The organism is Candidatus Pantoea communis (assembly GCF_011752685.1).
GTDB lineage: Bacteria > Pseudomonadota > Gammaproteobacteria > Enterobacterales > Enterobacteriaceae > Pantoea > Pantoea communis.
Genome location: NZ_VWXC01000009.1, coordinates 47,013 through 65,860 on the forward strand (window position 1 = coordinate 47,013; position 18,848 = coordinate 65,860).

An 18,848-nucleotide genomic window follows, 5' to 3' on the forward strand; every position below is an offset into this window, starting at 1 on the left:
ACCCGGCGGTAAAACGCTTAAATCGTGAAGTGATCGCGGAACTGCTCTAGCGCGGCGGTGCTGTCACCGCTGGCCCAGCCCTCCATCGCCACCGTACCGCTGTAACCCACTTCCTGCAGTGCACGCGCGATGGCGCGATAGTTGATCTCGCCGGTGCCCGGCTGCTGGCGACCCGGGACGTCCGCCACCTGAACTTCGCCAATGGCGGAACCGCTGCGGCGAATCAGCTCAATCAAATTGCCCTCGCCAATCTGCGCATGGTAAAGGTCGAGATTCATCTTTAGCGCCGGGCTGTTGACCGCTTCCACCAGCGCCAGGGTATCGGCAGCCAGCGCAAACGGGGTTCCAGGATGATCGACCGGCAGGTTGAGGTTTTCGAGGGTGAACACGCGCCCGGCGCGCTCGCCCAGTTGCGCCACTTTGCGCAAGGTATCGACCGCTTTCAGCCACATCGCACCGGTCACCACTTCCACGGGTTTAACCGGCAAGCCTTTGTCATCCAGCCCGGTGCCGTGCAAATTTAATCCAGGGCAGTTAAGCCGTTCAGCCACCGCCAGCGAGGCTTCGGCACTCTGCAAGAGCTGCTGGATCTCGTCATCATCGGTGAGATTGCCAGTGAGGTAGCCGGTCATGGAGGTGAATCGCGCACCGGTTGCGACCAGCGCATCAATGTCTTTATTGGCCCATCCCCAGATTTCAACGCCAAACCCCAGCGCGTGAATGCGTTTCACACGCTCAACAAATGGCAGATCGAGGAACACCATTTCGGCACAAACCGAGAGTTGATAAGCAGCCATTAGCGCGCTCCTACTTTGACAGGCAGGTTGTGGGTGACCGATTCAATACAGGCCAGCGCAATCTCCAGCGCATTGCGCGCGTCTTCGCCGGTGGCACGCGGTGTTTCACCAGTGCGGATACAGCGGGCAAATTCGATCATCTCCGCCACATAGGCTTCGCGCAGCAGATCCGAATCCATGCGCGAGGTCTCCATGCTGATGCCGCTGGCGCTGTAGCGCACACAGTTAGAAGAGGTGATATGGCCCGCCTGTAACATCCCCTTACTGCCAAACACTTCGCCGCGCACGTCGTAGCCGTACACTGCCTGGAAGTTGGCCTCTGCGATGGCAATCGCTCCGTTATCAAAGCGAATGGTCACCACCGAAGTATCCAGTAAGCCTTTATCTTTGAAGTCCGGCCGCACCAGCGCATCGGCGATGGCATACACTTCCACCGGCTTCGCCCCATGATTGAAATGCAGCAGGGTGTCGAAATCATGGATCAGCGTTTCGAGATAAATGGTCCACTGCGGGATGCGCGACGGATCGTGCAGCGCCGGATCGCGCGTTACAGAACGGCTCAACTGCGTAATACCGTTCTCGCCTGCCTTCACTGCCGCAATCGCCGCCGCAAAACCCGTATCGAAACGGCGATTAAAGCCCACCTGCAACACTACGCCTGCGCTTTTGGCGGCGGCAATGGCGCGGTCAGCTTCCTCCAGCGTGACCGCCATTGGCTTCTCACAAAATACGTGCTTACCGGCATTCGCAGCGGCAATCACCCACTCGGCATGGGTGCGAGCGGGCGCCGCAATGGCAATCGCATCAATTTCAGGATCGAGTAGCAGCGCATGCAAATCGCTATAGGCTTTCGCGACACCCAGCTTGCTGGCGAGCTTTTCCGCCGCACCGGGCTGCGGATCGGCGACGGCTGCCAGCGTGGCGCCGGGGACGCGATATGCCAGATTCTCGGCGTGGAAGCTGCCCATTCGCCCTGCGCCAATTAGACCAACACGTACCGGTTGAAGATGAAATGTCATAAATCATTCCTTACTGTTTTGGATATGTCCGTTCGGGACAGGTGAGATAGACATTTCATTGCAATCCAGATGCCAACTAAAAAGGGGCAATTTATGTGAGGAACCACACAGCGTTGCGCTTTGAATTGGTCATAAACTTTACATGTCAACTTCACATGTCAATAAAATGGACATTCCAGATTGACCAGGAGCCGCTGATGCGCGCCAGCGAACGTTTGCCGTTTAAAGATGAAAGCGACCCGATTTTCAGCCTGCCGGAAGGGGCTGAAGCGGGCGAATGGGATACCTTGCTGTGGCAGGGCTGGCACAGCTTTGTCCGGGGGGAACAACCGGGCTGGATGCGGCGCAGTATTTTGCAGTCATGGCAGCGATCGCAGCAGCGCGCCATCGATCCACACACCTTCATCTACACTTCGCCTCCTGCGGATGAGCTGAAGGCCATCCTGGCGCACAATGCCGAGCTGATTGCGGTGGCGCGTAACGTGATGGAAAACCTGCTGGCCTATAACCCGGATGGCCATATCAACCTCACCGACGCGCAAGGTGTCACGCTGCATTTTTGCGGCGCTGATTTGACGCCGATTGGTAGCATCCTGAGCGAAGAGGTGCTCGGCACCAACTGCACAGCTCGTTGCCTGATTGAGCAACGGCTGGTGTATGTGTTGAGCGGTGAAAACTGGAAGATCGATCTGCGTAAGCGCCACTACCAGTGCGCAGCCGCGCCGATTCGAGATGCCGGCGGCCAGCTGCTCGGCGTGCTCACGCTCACTGCCACGCCGGATAATTTCAATGCCCACACGCTCGGCACGGTACAGGCCGCTGCAGAAGCGGTGGGACAACAATTAATGTTGCGCAGTTTGCTGGCAGAACAACAGTCGATCTTGGAAACCCTGAATGAGGGCGTGATCGTCTGCGATCGCCACGGACGGATCAAAACGTTAAACCGCTATGCGCGGCAGATCTTTAGTGGTCTCGATCCTCAAGCCGGGCCGATTGATGTGTTACTGCAACCCCAGGGAGGATCGCTGCTGACCATGCCATTCTGTAATGACCGTGAGTTGCAGTTTATCCCGGACGGCGTGCAGCCCCTCTCCTGTCTGATTTCATTGATGCCGGCACCCGATGGTGGACGTGTGCTGTCTCTGCGCGAGAACCAGCGCATCCGGGCGATTACGCGGCAGGTAATGGGCGTCAGCGCCAGTTATACCTTTGAGATGATCCGCGGCCACGCTCCGCGCGTGCAGCAAGCCATTCAGAAGGCACGCGCCAGCAGCCGCACAGATAGCACCGTGCTGTTAAGCGGTGAAAGCGGCACCGGCAAGGAGTTGTTCGCGCAGGCGATCCATAACGCCAGCCCACGACATCAGGAGCCCTTTATCGCCCTCAACTGCGGCGCCCTGCCGCGTGACCTGGTGCAGAGCGAACTGTTTGGTTATGTCGATGGCGCATTCACCGGTTCCCGGCGCGGCGGCTCCGCGGGAAAATTCGAGCTGGCGGATGGCGGCACGCTGTTTCTGGATGAAATTGGCGAAATGCCGCTGGAGGCGCAAACCAGCCTGCTGCGCGTATTACAAGAGAGTGAAGTGGTGCGTATTGGCGCCGCGCATCCGCTTAAGGTCAATGTGCGCATCATTGCCGCCACCCACTGTAATCTGCTGGATGCGGTGGAAAAAGGCGCCTTTCGCCGCGACCTGTATTACCGTCTTAACGTGATTTCATTAGCCATTCCGCCGTTGCGAGAACGTCAGGAAGATATTCCAGGTCTGGTGAATACGTTTATTCAGGCGCTCTGTACTCGATTGAAACGTATCGCGCCGCAGGTGTCGTCTGAAGCCATGCACTGCTTGCAGACGTGGCACTGGCCGGGCAACGTGCGTGAACTGGAGAACCTGGTCGAACGCATGGTGAATTTGTGTGAAGGGCTGGAGATTGGCAAGCCGGATTTGCCGGAAGAGATGACGCAGCGCGTCTCGCCGCCACAATCCAGCGTTTTAACATCATTGCAGGAAAATGAGCGTCAGCATGTATTGCAGGTGGTGAGTGAGCAGAAAGGCAACCTGCGCCAGTCAGCACAGCTACTGGGGATTTCACGTACCGCGCTGTATAACAAACTGAATATCTGGCAGGTGGATGTCACGGCTTTGCGAGGGAAATAGGGTAAAACGGCGAGAGATCTTCCCTCAACCCGCCGGCTCGCGTGCCAACACTCCCTGAATCCTGAGCTGGATTCAGGGATGACCGCAGAGTGGGCAGAGCACATTGCCTGCTCTCTACAACGCCGCTCCTTCGCAAATCACCCGTTCCTGCCCGGTTATCACATCAGTAATAGGTGACAGCATAAACTGCTATCAACGACGACACTCCACCGCAGATCACCCGTTCCTGCCCGGTTATCGCATCAGCAGCAGGTGACAGCACAACCGATCTTTACAACGACGCTCCACCGCAGATAACCAATTCTTGCCCGGTTATCGCATCAGCAGCAGGTGACAGCACAAAACCCGCCAGCGCCGCCACTTCCTCCGGCTTGATGTAGCGCCCAATGGGCGGCAGCTTGGGTGGTGAACTGGCACGGCCAGGTTGCAGCAACATGGGCGTTTCAGTGGCACCGGGCGCGATCACATTCACGGTGATCCCCTGCGGCGCTAATTCAGCCGCCCAACTGCGCGCCATCCCAACCATTGCCGCTTTGGTGCTGACATACTGGCTGCGATGAGCGGCGCCGCGTGAAGTGCGACTGCCGATCAGCAAAATACGATCGCCCTGCGTCATCTGCGGCTGCAACGCGTTCGCCATGATCTGCGCCACCTGCACATGCAGATACCACAGGCGCGCGCTCTGCTCCTCATCGAGATCGCCGAGCGGCGCTGCCGCCATCATGCCTGCGGCATGCACCAGCGCATCCACCTTTGGCAAAGCGGCCAGCGCCTGCTTCAGCAAACTGGCATCGAACAGATCCACGCTCACCGAGGTAAAGCCCGGATGATCTTTCTTGACCAGTGTGCGACTGAACCCCGTCACCTGCCAGCCCTGCGCCAGCAGATGATCGGCAATCGCCGCGCCAATACCTGAACTGTCACCCGTCACCAGCGCGTGTCGACTCATTTTTCGCCCCTCACCCACGCTTCGTTAACGCGGACGTACTTAATCGCCTGACGGAAATAGGTGTAGGCGATATGCAGTGCGCCGTCCTCACTCTGCTTGATGCTGGGATAGGAGAACTCACGGTTGAGTTTCTGCTGCGAATTGTTGGTCATGCAGTAGCCGTCGCCTTCATCGAGATGACGCTGCCACGGCCAGCTTTTGCCGCCGTCTGGGGAAATGGCCAGCGTCATCGGTGCGCGCGGTGCGCCCCAAAATGCGGTGCGTCCGCTATGCACCACCGGTTCAGCGGCCACCGCCACATCGTCATCCTCATCTTCGATTTCGTCATACAGTGACAGGCGACGCTCGCTGGCATCTTTGGCGCTCATGGCGTTGAACACCAGCGCCAGATGGCCGTTGTTCAGCGTGGTCACCTGAATTGAGGAGTTATTGTTGGGCAGTTCCGTCGCCACCGGCGCACTCCAGCTTTCACCACCGTCAACAGAACGACTTTGGTAGATAAAGTCTGCCCAACGACTGCGATACAGCGCCAGTAAGCTACCATCCTGCAATAAAGTAATGTTCATGTGCACACAGCCGAGGCTATCCGGCACCGCCACATCGCGCCAGCTTTTGCCTTTATCGCTGGAGATTTTTACCGCGCTAATGTCGTCATTACCGACCCATTTTACGCCCGGCTGAGTGCGGCAATAGAACACCGGCAACAGCCAGTTGCCATTCGGTAACACCGTAATCGGCTGGCGAATAAAGGTGCCGGGTTGATCGAGCAGCGTGTCGATGGCGCTCCAGCTGCGGCCAAAATCACGTGACTGGCGATAGCGCACAATCGCCGTGTCCTGATTACCGGACTTCTGCGCTGTCCATAACAGCCACAATACCTGGTCAGGATCGAGGAACAGCACCGGGTTCTGCTCAGAGCGCGTCGAATCATCAGAAAGTTTCTGCGCCTCACTCCACTGGCTGCCACCTTGTTCCAGGCGCGAGCACCACACGGAGATATCGGCAATCCCTTCCTGCGTGCCACCAAACCAGACACACAGCAGGTCGCCGTTGGGCAGCGGCAGCAGATTAGCGGCATGATTCTGCGGACAGACCGAAGGCAGCATCGCCGTGAGCTGCTGCGCATCCTGCGCGTGCGGATGAAGGTTACCGTTACGTTCGACGGTAATCGTTGAATCGGTCATATCAGGCTCCACTGTTTTGCATTGAAGATTTTGGTGCTTTTTTGTCGTGCGTTTGTGCCGAAGGGATCAGGCGATCAATCACCATGATCACTGCTGGCGTAATCAACGCCACGTACATATTGTTGATGCCGAACGGATCGCCGAGCAGATACCAGACGGTGGTGACCACGCAGGCCCCAATCAGACCGGCATTCGCCCCTCGGGTACTTTTATAGTACGGCAGGTAGAAGGCAATAATCGCCACCACCGAGATCGACAGACGAATGGCGCGGGTGAAGAAGGAGAGCTTCAGCACCTCGGGGACGAACAGCACCAGGATTAACGGCAGGAAACCAATCAGCAGCGACAGCCAGCGCGTCATACGGAATTCACGTTCTGGCGTTGGGTTGCGATACGGTACATAGAAATCTTTAACCACCAGCGAGGCAATCGCCAGCGCCACGGTACTGACACTGACGAAGATGGAGGCCACCAGCGAGGTGGTCACAATCCCCGCCAGCCATGGGCTCATATCCTGCAGAAACACCGGCAGTGCATACAGGCTTTTGATATCCGGATGCAGGTACTTCGCCGCCACGCCAATCAACGCAATGGCAATCGCAATCGGCATGCAAAAGAAGAAGGCAACCCAGGTTGCACGCTTAGCGGATGCGGCACTTTTGGTGGAAGCGATGGCCTGAATCACAAACTGGGTGCAGAAAATCGAACCGATGGTGCCAATCATCCAGGCAAATATGGTGCTGGCCCCAATGTTGCCATCCCACGTCCAGTAGAAATGCGGCATCTCTTTGATCATCGGGCTAACGCCGCCGGTCATATGCAGTGCGACGCCGAGAATGATCAGGATACCGATATATTTCAGTCCGCTGTGCAGCAGCGTGACCCAGGCAATGCCCTTCATGCCACCGAACATAAAGTAGAAGGTACTGACGATTGCGGTGATCACGGCCGCCGTGGTGAGATCGAGGTTCAACACGGTCGAGATCGCCGCTGCGCCGCTCACATAGTTCCCCACGTTCACCAGCAGCAGCGCATAGATCATGATGAGGGAAATGATGTTCTTGGTTGAGTTGCCGTACCGTTCAGCAATCGCACCCGAAATGGTGATTTTTCCGGTGTTATAAATACGCTTAACCAGCAGGAATCCAAACAGCGGGAAGCCAATCGCGGCACCAATCACCGACCATGAGGCGGCAAACCCACCTTCAAACGCCGCCTGGGCGGTACCAATGGTCGATTTTGCGCCAATGTACTCAGACATTAACATCACACCCACGACAAAAGCCGGCATCACGTTGGATCCCGCCATAAAGTCGCCGCTGTTTTTACTGCGCAGGCGCCAGGTCAGCCAGGTGGTAAACAGAATATACGCGATGACGATCCCGACAATAATCATCATCCCTTCTGCAGAAAACTGTTTCATTTTAGCCTCATTAATAACGTAGGGTCGTGGCCTGCGCTGGGCTTCACGCTTGCCGTTAATGAGGTTGCCTGTTTTGTTATTTTAGTGTCTGTGCACAAAGGCAACCCTGTTTATGCTCATTGATTTATTTCACTCACATGAGAATGAATTCACGCATAAGCAGGGCAATTTATAGGCTAAATAGCCAATGATTTGTTTGATCATGCTCACAAACAGTCAATGATGATTATAAATAATCAAATATTATTTAATAGTTACAAGGCGGACTGCAAAAAATCCACAAAGGCGCTAATGCGGGCGGGTAACTGACGCTGTGGCCGCCATACGGCAAAAATATCCCCGTCCGCGCTGCTCCACGCGGGCAGCACATGCAGCAGATCGCCGCGTTCAATCATGTGCTGGGCATCCCACCAGGAACGCAGCAAAATGCCGTGCCCATCCATCGCTAACTGCATCGCCACTTCGCCATCGTTGGTGATCAGGCTGCCCTGCACTTTTTGCGTCACCTGCTGCTGGCCATCACTCAATCGCCACAATGCGAAATCGCTCTCGTACTGGCGTAGCAAAATACAGTTGTGCTGCGCCAGCGCCGCAATACTGTCAGGCAGGCCGTGACGTTGCGCATAAATCGGGGCGCAGCATAGCACGCGTGGATTGGTACGTAGCTTGCGCGCGATGAGTCGCGCATCGGGCGGTTCGCCTATGCGGATATCAATGTCGATGTGTGAATCGATGAAATTCAGTGGCTGGCTGCTGAGCTGTAGTGATAACGAGACTTCAGGATGCAGCGCTGCAAAGCGCGACACGCAAGGGGCAACATGGCGCCGTCCAAATCCAAACGAGGCGTTGATGTTCAGGCTGCCACGCAGCACCGCCGCCTGGCTGCTGACCGACTCCTCCAGCTCCGCCAGTTGATCGAGCAAAGGGCGTGCCCCTTCCAGATAGCGTTTCCCCTCGGCGGTGAGTTCCAGCCGCCGCGTGGTGCGTTTAAGCAGCTGCACCCCCAGACGCTGCTCAAGATGGCTGAGGCGTTTACTCACTGCCGGCAGCGACAAACCCAGCTCACGCGCCGCAGCGGTTAAACTCTCCAGCGCGGCAACGCGCACAAAGAAGGCCAGATCGTCAGTCGAAGTGCGCGATTCTCTACTTTTATTCAACATTGGCTTGCCGCTCAGGCTAATTATTTCCCGGTGATGCATGGTTATACTGCGTTCAGAACATCAACAGCAACCTGCGAGAACCCTATGAGCGGCAAAACCTACAAAATCGCCGTCATCCCTGGCGATGGCATTGGCAAAGAAGTGATGCCTGAAGGCATCCGTGTAATGGATGCAGCGGCAAAGAAATTCGATATTTCTCTGGAGTGGCAATGGTTTGACTTTGCCAGCGCCGAGTACTGGCAAGAGCACGGCAAGATGTTGCCGGATGACTGGTTCGCCACTCTGAGCCAGTTTGATGCCATCTATTTTGGCGCGGTGGGCTGGCCAGATGTGGTACCGGATCACGTGTCGCTGTGGGGATCGCTGCTGCAGTTCCGCCGCGAATTTGATCAATACGTCAACCTGCGTCCGGTTCGCCTGATGCCGGGCGTCAAAGCGCCGCTGGCCAATCGTCAGCCCGGCGATATCGATTTCTACGTGGTGCGTGAAAACACCGAGGGCGAGTATTCGTCGGTCGGCGGCACCATGTTCCCTGGCACCGACCGCGAAGTGGTGATTCAGGAGACGGTGATGACGCGTACGGGCGTCGATCGCATCCTGAAGTTTGCCTATGAGTTAGCGCAGAAGCGTCCGAAAAAACACCTGACCTCTGCCACCAAATCCAATGGCATTGCCATCACCATGCCATATTGGGACAGCCGCGTTGAAGCCATGGCACCGAGCTATCCGGAAGTGAAAGTCGATAAGTATCATATCGATATTCTGACCGCGAACTTCGTGCTGCATCCGGATTGGTTTGATGTGGTGGTAGCCAGCAACCTGTTTGGCGACATCCTGTCGGATCTCGGCCCGGCCTGTACCGGCACCATCGGTATTGCGCCCTCCGCGAACATCAACCCGGAAGGGAAATTCCCGAGCCTGTTTGAACCGGTGCATGGCTCAGCGCCGGATATCGCGGGCAAAGGCGTGGCAAACCCGATTGGACAGATCTGGTGTGGTGCGATGATGCTGGAGCACCTCGGTTACGCCGAAGCGGGTGCCGCCGTGCTGGATGCCATTGAGCGCACCCTGGCCGCCGGTAATAGCCTGACACGCGACCTCGGCGGCAGCGCCTCAACGGAAGAGTTGGGTGTGGCGATCGCGGCTGCGCTGTAAAAATTAAGTGTCAATTGAGATCACAATAACCACAAAATAAGCATGGGAAATGAATTTTATTGATGTACCTTATTTTCAGGACAACGGTAAAAAGGAAATAATATGCCTATCCCTGCTTATTTGTGGTTAAAGGATGATGGTGGAGCGATTATTAAAGGCTCCGTAGATGTAACAGCAAGAGAACATAGTATTGAAGTGCAAGGATTCTCTCATGGCGTCACTTTACCGGTTGATGGTGCCACGGGTAAGATTACGGGAACGCGTACACATATGCCGGTAAGTTTTGAAAAGGTATTCGATTCATCAAGTCCCTACCTTTATAAAGCAGTCACATCAGGGCAGACATTAACTTCAGCAGAATTTAAATGGTACTGTATTAGTGATGCAGGGCAGGAGGTTGAATACTTCAATATGCTTTTTGAAGGTGTCAAAATTGTTTCCGTCATTCCTGGCATGGCAAATATAAAAGCGAACAGCCATCAAACTAACCATGTCGAGTCCGTTGCGATGATGTATGAAAAAGTCACATGGCGATATTGTGATGGCAATGTACAGCACACTGATGCATGGAATGAACGAAGCTAATCAATCCCTGATCAATGACGCTTTTTGAACACCTTTATCAGATAAAGCGTGAGTGCTAAAAGGCTTGCGCTTTCAATAACAGATGAAGCAATAATCAATTGACCGTAAAACCCCTCCGCATCACCCAAACCATATGCATAGGTAAAGTCAACAAATGCAGACTGATTTCCATCAAGAAAGCTGAAAGCTATTGAGTGATTAATCGGAATAAGGATAAAAAAAGCAAAGAAGAAAAATAAAATTTTTTGTGGAAATCTGATACCAGAACTATGCGCTACAGGCATCTGAAACACTCCCATCAATGACCTCAATTGTCCCATAAGAATAGAAACTGGTGCCTGGAATGTTTTTATTCCCATAAGTGTAAGTCATCAATGCCTGACGGATTTTTAGAAAATCACTACGATATTGTAAGGTAATACAACCTTGTGATATGCCGGCAGGGCCAATTGGATGAAGACGGAAGTTGCCGCGTTTAATACCTTCAATAAACGTATAATCGTCAATGAGTGCATCGTGCCGAAAAAGTCCAAACCACTCTGCATGAACAACAGGTGAACTGCCGGGCCATGACCAAAACTCTCGGCTCATATTATATAACATACTTTTCACGCCATTCGTTGGTCGCTTGACGATGTAATATAGACCTAAGGGTAAAGGTCCATTAAATGGAATGGATGCACATGCCGGGCGATTGCGATAATGATTATTGCCTGAGAAAGCCATGAAATGGCCAATCCCCGGCAATATGAGTGGCGAGAACTGAGTACCCGTAAGAATAAACTTTCCGTTGATAGCCATGTAATTTCCTCCTGAAATTAACCATGGCACAATAACCACAAACGGTTTAGGGGTGTTAATTAAATATCCCTGGATAGTCCAACACTGTGCATTCCATCACAGGTTGCGATCCAGACGTCCCAAAGGGTACCTCTACTTCACCGCCCCTTCCGTCACTCCACTGATAAACTTGCGCTGGAAAACCAGGAACACCACAACCAGCGGCATGATCACAATCATCGCGCCCGCCATTAGCACTGGAATATCAATGGTGTTTTTGTTCTGGAAGAACATCATGCCGATTGGCAAGGTGCGCAGTTCATCCTTGTTGACCAGAATCAGCGGAATCAGGAACTCATTCCACGTCCAGATAAACAGCAGCAGCGCCAGCGTTGATAGCGTGGGCCAGATGGCGGGCACCAGAATGCCCCACAGGATTTTGCGCCGGGATGCACCATCCATCACTGACGCTTCCACCAGTTCGCGTGGCACCTGCTGCAGTGCAGTGGCAATCATCAACGTGGTAAACGGCAGTGATAAGGCAATTTGTGGCAGGATCAGCGCCAGATACGTGTTCGTCAGCCCCATCCAGCGCAGTTCGTGGTAGAGCGGAATGATGAAAGCCTCGCTCGGTAGCACCATGCCCAGACCCAGCATCGCCGCTATTACTTTCTTACCGGGGATTTTCAGCCAGGCAAAACCAAATCCCGCCAGAATCCCTAACAAAATGCTGCTGATCACCACCGGAATCACCACCAGCACCGAGTTCATAAAGTAGACGTTGAAGTGTCCCTGCTGCCAGGCCGTCACGTAATTTTTAAAGTTCAGCGATGAAGGTAGCGTGAACACGCCCTGAAACAGCTCCATCTGGGTTTTGAACGAAGTCATCAGCGCCATTAAAAACGGCAGGATGGTCATCAGCGCGACAATCCAAATCAGTGCGCGTGAGACAACAGGCGTACCGCGCATCAGTGACGCTCCCGAATAGCAAAATGAATACAGGCGTTGATCATCAGCACAATCAACATACTGAACACGGCGACCGCAGACGCGTAGCCAAAGTAATGCAGATCAAAGCCCTGCTTATACATAAAGATGTTGGTCACCATAGTCGAAGTGCCCGGCCCGCCTTGCGTCATCACATACACCAGATCGAAGGCCTTCAGGCTGGCAATCACCGTCAGCAGCAGCGCAATGCGCAGTTCCGGGCGCAGTGAGGGCAGCGTGATACGCATAAACTTCTGACGCCGTGAAGAACCATCCAAATCGGCGGCTTCTAACAGCGAAGGATCCATGCGCTGTAATCCAGCCATAAACAGCACCAGACAGAATCCAAAGAAATACCAGGTGGCGACAAAACCCACGGCCGGTAACGCCCAAGTGAAATCACCCAGCCACGACAGAGCCAACTGCGGCAAGCCAATCGCGCGCAGGAACTGATCGATAGGACCAAACGCTGGGTTATACAGCCAGCGCCACACCACGCCCAATACCGCCATCGGCATGATGTAAGGCAGGAAAAACAGAATACGCAATACGCTGCGCTCTTTGCCGTTGCGCGTTTCATACAGGAAGCTGCACAACAGCAGACCGACGCCAATCGGCAGTAAGGTGTAAAACAACATCAGCAGCGCGTTGTTGCCCAGCGCCACCCAGAAAACCGGATCCTGGAACATGCGCACGTAGTTGCTGATACCGGTGAAAATCGGCAAGGAGGTGCCATCCCACTCGGTGAAACTGATGCCGAGCGAGGCCAGCAGCGGCAGGAGTAAAAACACCGTATAGACCAGTACGGCAGGCAGAAGATAGAGCGCATTGCGCCAGGCAGATTTGTTCAGCATAACCTTACTCGCTTGCAGGCTAATTCACGGCCCGGCATTGCTGTCGGGCCGGACGTCATCAGTGCTTCAGGGTTTTCAGGTAACGTTGATAGTTGTTGTCGAAATTGGTGACCATCTGCTCCGGCGTCTGTCTTCCGGCCAGTAACAGCTGCACGTTCTGATTCAGCTCGGCGTTCATGGTCGGCGTGGCCCAATCCAGATAATGGCCGAGGCCATCATGCTCGTTGAGGGTCACCCAAACCTGATATGTCTCTGCCAGCAACGGATTATCCGCCGGGATTTGTGCATTCTTGCTGGTGCCTGCCGGCAGGAAGCCCACTTTCAACCAGCGGTTAGCCATCTCATCGGAAACGATGTAATCGATGAATTTGGCCGCCGCATCCTGCTGCTCTTTGGTTTTCGCGGTGTTGGTTATCGAGAACGCCAGATCGGTACCGCCCACCATTAGCGCATGCTGTACCCCCTCACCCATCGGCATCGCCGCGAAGTGCACATCTTTATTGTCTTTGAACTGACCGAGATACCAGGTGCCACTCACCAGGAACGCGGCCTGACCATTCTGGAACAGGGTGGCCGCATCATCATGACCAATGCCTTCAAAGCCGGGGAAGAAGTAGCCTTTGACTTTCCAGCTTTTCATCATGCTCGCCGCTTTCACCAGCTTGTCGTCTTTGAAGGTGCCGCCGACGTCGTAAATCAGATCGTCGAGGGCTTTGCGATCTTTACTCTCAATCTGTGCTTCCCATACGGTACTCAGCAGCTGCTGGCCCATATTGCCATCCAGCAGGCCGAGCATCATCGGCGGCGTACCCGCGGCTTTCAGTTTCTCCATTGCCGCTTCGAGTTCAGGCAGGGTTTTCGGTACCGCAACACCCGCTTTGTCCAGCAGCGCCTTGTTGTAATACAGACCCACCATTTCACCGAGACTCGCCACGCCATACAGTTTGCCGCTACCAAAGTCTTGTTTATCAGACCAGCGGTTACGCTTGAGGATCGAATCCGGGAAGCGCGTGGTCCAGCCGTAAGTTTTGGCATAATCGTCCAGCGGCCACAGCAGTTTGTCTTTCACCAGCGAACCCATATCGCCACCGCCCTGATTGACCTGCGCGATTTGCGGGCCATCACCGGCAGTCAGCGCCAGCTTCAGTGGAATGCGTGTGTCTTCAAAAGAGTGAACCGAGCGCTGGATGGTAATGCCCGGATTCTTCTGCTGGAACGCTTTAACCGCTTCATCCACGGCTTCGGTTTGCTGCGGATAGTTATAAATATCCCATTCGTTCAGCGTGACCGCTTGTGCCGTCGCCAGGGTCGCACCGAGCAAAATCCCGGCTGAAACCAGACGCGACACACTGCGCAGTGAGCTTTTCATACGGGACGGACGTTTGGTTGAATCACACATCATGCTCGGTTTCTCCAACAGATGACTGGCATCCCTTCATCGCGACACCTGCATGTCCTGGCAGGTTGATTCAGCAGCAGTAATAACGACGTTAATTCATACTTACTTTATGAACAAAAGAAAGTCAAACACCCTCACTGCGGAATTTTTGCTCTGTGATACAGTGCAAACTGTGAGAAGAAAAGCGGGCTATGCAGTAGAGAATTCTGCATGACAGCCGCTGAAGCGCACACCATAAGAAGACATGGCCCTGCCGACAGCACAAATCACTCACGCCGTTCAGCCGCATTAACCCACTGACAGACCATATGAAAATTCTATACTTATTGAGAGAGGTGAGAGGCCTTTGCGGCAAAATCATCCCAGAACACAGGCACCACAGGCTCTGCGCCGCTTCACGTGGCCGTTCACGCCACCGTCCGCCCTCAGGATTTACCTCGATGTTGTGCGGTAGCGCAATTATTACACCTTGAAAACTAAGTCAGCTTTATTTACCGTAAAATCTGTTTATCTCATGACCACAGAGGCACCACCATGACGGCTAAAGGTGTTATTCGCCGCGCCAGCGAGAGCGATTTTCCTGCCCTGTCGCGCATCTGCTTAGAAACGGCCAATGCGGGCACTGACGCCACCGCGCTCTATTCCGACCCGGCACTGCCCGGCCTGCGCTTTGTCATTCCCTACGCGCGCTTTGCGCCGGACTTTGCTTATGCCCTTGAAATAGAGGGGGAAGTGATGGGTTATGCGGTGGCAGCACCGGATACACGCGCCTTCGAAGCAGAACTGGATGCGCATTGGTGGCCGCCACTGCAACAGCAATATCGCGACTACACGCCGCGAGCCCCCCTCGACAGCAAAGTGCTGGACGCCATCCTTCAGCCAGATGCCGCTGCGGAACAACTGGTAGCGCAATGGCCTGCGCATCTGCACATCAATCTGCTGCCGCCAGCCCAGCAAGGCGGCTGGGGACGAAAACTGATTGAGCAACTGCTGCAGGACCTACGCGCCGCTGGCGTGTCGGGTGTTTATCTGGGCGTGAGTCTGCAAAACGAGAAGGTATGCGGCTTTTATCAACGCCTCGGTTTCACGCACATTATGCGCAGCAACGCCATCTACATGGGCCAACTACTCTGATTGAGGCATCACCATGACCAGCCTGCATCTGCAAAGCGTTAAAAAGTCCTACGACCATGTGAACGTGATTCACGGTATCGATCTCACCATTAACAGCGGCGAGTTTGTGGTGTTTGTCGGCCCTTCCGGCTGCGGTAAATCGACCTTGCTGCGCATGATTGCCGGGCTGGAGGAGATCAGCGACGGCAAGCTCTTGATTGAAGGCACAGACATGACGCACCAGCCCGCCACCGAGCGTGGCATTGCCATGGTGTTTCAGTCCTATGCGCTCTATCCGAATATGACGGTGCGCGGCAATCTGGCTTACCCGCTGGAAGTGATGAAGAAATCTAAAGCGGAAATTGAGAAAGCGATTAGCCAGACGGCTGCGCGTCTGCATCTGACGGAACTGCTGGATCGCCTGCCACGTGCGCTCTCCGGCGGCCAGCGTCAGCGTGTGGCCATTGGTCGCGCCATCATCCGCCATCCACGTATTTTCCTGTTTGATGAACCGCTCTCCAATCTGGATGCTGAGCTGCGGCTACAGATGCGCATTGAGATCGCTCGCCTGCACGCCTCACTGGGCAACACCATGATTTATGTCACTCACGACCAGCTGGAAGCGATGACGCTGGCCGATCGCATCGTGGTACTTCGTCAGGGCAAAATTGAGCAGGTGGGAGCTCCGATGGCGTTGTATCACGATCCCGACAATCTGTTTGTCGCCGGGTTTATCGGTTCACCGAAGATGAACTTCCTGCAGGCGGAAATTGCCACGATCGCACCAGGTGCTGTGCAGCTGCGCGTGCCCGCATTGGGCATTCACACGCTGACCATGAAGATCGACGCAGCCTGTCATGAAGGGCAAAAAGTCACGCTGGGAATTCGACCTGAACACTTCTCTCCGGCCAATCAGGATACCGATGCGCTGAGCTTTAGCGCTGATTTGTCATTCAGCGAGATGCTGGGGCACACCAACTATCTTTACCTGGATATCGGTGAGGAGAAGTTACTGGTGATTGAAGAGCGTAACGCGGCAGAACATGAGATTGGCGACCGCGTCAGTTATCAGATCAATGCTGAGCGCGGAATGTTGTTTGATGAACAGGGATTGCGCCTGCGTTAAGCGCCTGAACGAAGCAAGCGCCGTAGTTATGCTACGGCGCTCTCTTGATAACGAGTGAACAACGTCGATGCAGATCGCGCCACTACAGCTATTGCTGCTTTAAGACACCGTCTCTTCATCGGCCTGCGCCGCCAGTAAATCCAACAGCTTATTCACTGCAAAGCCGGCCGCACCCTGTGCCCACATCCGATTCGACTCAGTGAGGAACTGCAGCGGCGTCATCTGCGGCGTGATCTTCAGCCGATAGGTCTGGAAGCTCTGCGTAATGTGGTCGAGCAGGATGCGCGAGGCCATCTGCGGTTCCATCGCCAGATACACCACGTCAGGATCGTAAGCCACCGACAGATTCGCCAGCGACATGCCCAGATGCTGCCCGGCTTCCGCCAGCGCGCTGAGCACTTCAGGTGTAGGCTGGCTATCCAGATCGCGTAGCGTCTGCGGCAGCGCCTCATTCAGTGAAACTGCCACGCGCTGCAAAATCGCCTGCGACGAGGCGACATCTTCCAGTAAGCGTTCGGAGCCATCACCGAGCAATGACACACCAATCTCACCAGCTTTGCCATGGCGGCCGCGATAGAGCTGGCGATCCAGCAAGATTCCCGCCCCAATCCCTTTGCCAAAGGTGGCGATCACCGCTGACTGCGCATGGCCCAACTGGCCAAATACCAGCGCGGCCATGGCTAAGGCATTGGCATCATTTTCGATAAAGACCGGCAGTGAAAAACGTTCTTCCAGCAGGCGTGCAATCGGCACGTTGTTCCAGCCCAGCGCGCGTGACAAGACGCAAACGCCGTTGCTGGCATCCACCAGCCCCGAGAGGGCCAGCCCAATGGCACCGACTTTCTTTCCTTCCACACCACGCAAAAACTTCGCCAGCGCATCACCCAGTTGCTTGGGGGTCATCGCGCCTGAAGGGATCTGCTGTTCGCCAATAATGTTGCCGCTGAGATCGGTTAAGACGATCAAATTACGTTCGGCGTTAAGCTGAATGCCCACCACACTGGCGTGATCCGGGTTGAGGCCGAGCAGGGTTTTCGGTCGTCCCATTGATACACGACGCAACCCCAGCTCCTGCACAATACCGCCGGAGAGCAAGCGGTTGGTGGCCTGCGAAACCGTGGACATGCTCAGGCCGCTACGGACTTTGAGGTCAGACTGGCTGATTGGCGCATTTTCGACAATCAGCCGCAAAATGCGTGCAGTTACGTTGGGAGCGCTCATGGATCTCTTTTTTAAGTTAGAAGAGGCTAAGCCGGTTGCTGGCTGAACTGGCTGGCAAGGCGCAGTGCGCCGCTTAAGGCATCGCCCTGCGGCGGCACAAGCTGTGCAGCAATCTCAGCCGGTAACCAGGGCTGAATCGGCACCGCGAGCCCCCCCATCAGGGCTAGTTTGCCGTGACTGCGTGCCAGCAAGGGTTGCACCATCTGCACGATATCGGCAGCGGCCTGCTGCACCAACGCAATACCATGGGGATCGCCCTGCTGCGCAGCGGCAAAGACTTCAGGTACCACGCTGCCCCACTCGGCGGGTGTTGCCTGCTGTGACCAGAGTAACATCTGTTCCGGGCTGTGTTGATGCAACGCCATAATACGTTCAGTCAGCGCCGAAGCAGGCACGATAGCTTCGTGCGCCAGCAACGCCAAGCGCCGTGCACGGCGTCCAAGGATGGCGCCTGAACCGGCATCTGACAGGGCAAAACCCCAGCCGCCCAGCAGGGTAAACTGCGCGCCGTCCCAGGCTGCGCCCTGGCTGCCCGTCCCGACAATCAGCACCGCGCCTGGTGCACCATCGTGCGCACCCGCGCAGGCGATCTCGACATCGGTAAACAGATAGCGTCCCTGACAGCGTGGCTGCCAGCTTTGCAGCCGCGTGTGCACCGATGCCACATTGGCGCCTGCTAAACCTGCCACCAGCAAGGTGCGGTCGCGCGCATCGGCAGCCAGCCCCGCTTGTTGAAAGAGTGTGTCGATGACCGATTCAATAGCGGTGATGGCGGCATCATACTGCGACCAGACATTGGCGGGCCCGCCTGTCGCTTCCGCCAGCACACGGCCAGCGCTGTCCGTCAGGCGTCCGCGACAGTGCGTACCACCGCCATCAATACCCAGCAAAAGTGATTGCACGCGCTTCCTCCTGCCTGCCACGAACGGCATGATGCTTA

General features: G+C 55.2%; 18 protein-coding genes. 5 read left to right on the forward strand and 13 right to left on the reverse strand.

What is annotated here, in order from left to right:
- Positions 1–17 precede the first annotated feature (17 nt).
- Together F3J37_RS13420 and F3J37_RS13425 are read right to left on the reverse strand one after the other, a co-directional pair.
- Entirely contained in the window at positions 18–797 is a 780-nt protein-coding gene (locus F3J37_RS13420) for a TIM barrel protein (protein WP_034826749.1), read from the reverse strand.
- Positions 797–1,816 (reverse strand): Gfo/Idh/MocA family oxidoreductase, encoded by a 1,020-nt coding sequence (locus F3J37_RS13425; RefSeq protein WP_058961844.1) that lies wholly within the window; start codon positions 1,814–1,816, stop codon positions 797–799. Before F3J37_RS13425 ends, F3J37_RS13420 begins: the two co-directional genes overlap by 1 nt.
- Positions 1,817–2,013: 197 nt before the next feature.
- On the opposite strand from F3J37_RS13425, the gene F3J37_RS13430 reads away from it, so the two are divergent.
- The gene (locus F3J37_RS13430; protein ID WP_205298941.1) at positions 2,014–3,972 is read left to right on the forward strand and encodes a sigma-54-dependent Fis family transcriptional regulator; all 1,959 of its coding nucleotides are present in this window, start codon (positions 2,014–2,016) and stop codon (positions 3,970–3,972) included.
- Between the two features lie 271 nt (positions 3,973–4,243).
- Here the strand turns inward: F3J37_RS13430 and F3J37_RS13435 are convergent, their stop codons facing one another.
- The 4 genes from F3J37_RS13435 to F3J37_RS13450 form a co-directional block, all read right to left on the reverse strand.
- Entirely contained in the window at positions 4,244–4,921 is a 678-nt protein-coding gene (locus F3J37_RS13435) for an SDR family NAD(P)-dependent oxidoreductase (protein ID WP_166933833.1), read from the reverse strand.
- Positions 4,918–6,105 carry a sialidase family protein gene (locus F3J37_RS13440; RefSeq protein ID WP_166933834.1) on the reverse strand — a complete coding sequence of 396 codons (1,188 nt, stop codon included), beginning with the start codon at positions 6,103–6,105 and terminating at the stop codon, positions 4,918–4,920. The genes F3J37_RS13435 and F3J37_RS13440 overlap by 4 nt, the downstream gene beginning before the upstream one ends.
- Before the next feature lies 1 nt (position 6,106).
- The gene (locus F3J37_RS13445) at positions 6,107–7,528 is read right to left on the reverse strand and encodes a sodium:solute symporter family protein (RefSeq protein ID WP_166933836.1); all 1,422 of its coding nucleotides are present in this window, start codon (positions 7,526–7,528) and stop codon (positions 6,107–6,109) included.
- Between the two features lie 254 nt (positions 7,529–7,782).
- Complete coding sequence (locus tag F3J37_RS13450; protein ID WP_160868453.1) at positions 7,783–8,688, reverse strand: LysR family transcriptional regulator; 906 nt, start codon at positions 8,686–8,688, stop codon at positions 7,783–7,785.
- An 84-nt stretch (positions 8,689–8,772) separates the two neighbouring features.
- Here F3J37_RS13450 and F3J37_RS13455 point away from each other — a divergent pair, with 84 nt between their 5' ends.
- Both F3J37_RS13455 and F3J37_RS13460 read left to right on the forward strand, forming a co-directional pair.
- Complete coding sequence (locus F3J37_RS13455; protein ID WP_166933838.1) at positions 8,773–9,843, forward strand: tartrate dehydrogenase; 1,071 nt, start codon at positions 8,773–8,775, stop codon at positions 9,841–9,843.
- A gap of 102 nt (positions 9,844–9,945) precedes the next feature.
- On the forward strand, positions 9,946–10,428 hold the full coding sequence (locus F3J37_RS13460) for an Hcp family type VI secretion system effector (RefSeq protein WP_166933840.1): 483 nt from the start codon (positions 9,946–9,948) through the stop codon (positions 10,426–10,428).
- An 11-nt stretch (positions 10,429–10,439) separates the two neighbouring features.
- Here the strand turns inward: F3J37_RS13460 and F3J37_RS13465 are convergent, their stop codons facing one another.
- The 5 genes from F3J37_RS13465 to F3J37_RS13485 all read right to left on the reverse strand — a co-directional run bounded on the left by F3J37_RS13465 (position 10,440) and on the right by F3J37_RS13485 (position 14,451).
- A complete protein-coding gene (locus tag F3J37_RS13465; RefSeq protein WP_072017014.1) occupies positions 10,440–10,712 on the reverse strand; it encodes a hypothetical protein in 273 nt (90 codons plus the stop codon).
- Positions 10,696–11,229, reverse strand: a complete 534-nt coding sequence (locus F3J37_RS13470) for a DUF2778 domain-containing protein (protein ID WP_166933842.1) — start codon at positions 11,227–11,229, stop codon at positions 10,696–10,698. The genes F3J37_RS13465 and F3J37_RS13470 overlap by 17 nt, the downstream gene beginning before the upstream one ends.
- Before the next feature lie 132 nt (positions 11,230–11,361).
- The gene (locus F3J37_RS13475; protein WP_166933844.1) at positions 11,362–12,177 is read right to left on the reverse strand and encodes a carbohydrate ABC transporter permease; all 816 of its coding nucleotides are present in this window, start codon (positions 12,175–12,177) and stop codon (positions 11,362–11,364) included.
- Positions 12,177–13,049, reverse strand: coding sequence for a carbohydrate ABC transporter permease (locus F3J37_RS13480; protein ID WP_166933846.1), 873 nt, complete (start codon positions 13,047–13,049; stop codon positions 12,177–12,179). Before F3J37_RS13480 ends, F3J37_RS13475 begins: the two co-directional genes overlap by 1 nt.
- 58 nt (positions 13,050–13,107) lie before the next feature.
- Positions 13,108–14,451, reverse strand: a complete 1,344-nt coding sequence (locus tag F3J37_RS13485) for an extracellular solute-binding protein (RefSeq protein WP_166933848.1) — start codon at positions 14,449–14,451, stop codon at positions 13,108–13,110.
- A 531-nt stretch (positions 14,452–14,982) separates the two neighbouring features.
- Here F3J37_RS13485 and F3J37_RS13490 point away from each other — a divergent pair.
- The gene (locus F3J37_RS13490) at positions 14,983–15,582 is read left to right on the forward strand and encodes a GNAT family N-acetyltransferase (protein WP_166933850.1); all 600 of its coding nucleotides are present in this window, start codon (positions 14,983–14,985) and stop codon (positions 15,580–15,582) included.
- 13 nt (positions 15,583–15,595) lie between these two features.
- A complete protein-coding gene (locus F3J37_RS13495) occupies positions 15,596–16,687 on the forward strand; it encodes an ABC transporter ATP-binding protein (RefSeq protein ID WP_166933852.1) in 1,092 nt (363 codons plus the stop codon).
- A 99-nt stretch (positions 16,688–16,786) separates the two neighbouring features.
- Here F3J37_RS13495 and F3J37_RS13500 read toward each other — a convergent pair whose 3' ends face one another.
- The gene (locus F3J37_RS13500; RefSeq protein ID WP_166933854.1) at positions 16,787–17,908 is read right to left on the reverse strand and encodes an ROK family transcriptional regulator; all 1,122 of its coding nucleotides are present in this window, start codon (positions 17,906–17,908) and stop codon (positions 16,787–16,789) included.
- Positions 17,909–17,934: 26 nt separating this feature from the next.
- Entirely contained in the window at positions 17,935–18,810 is an 876-nt protein-coding gene (locus F3J37_RS13505; protein WP_369410668.1) for a glucosamine kinase nucleotide-binding domain-containing protein, read from the reverse strand.
- Positions 18,811–18,848: the final 38 nt, after the last annotated feature.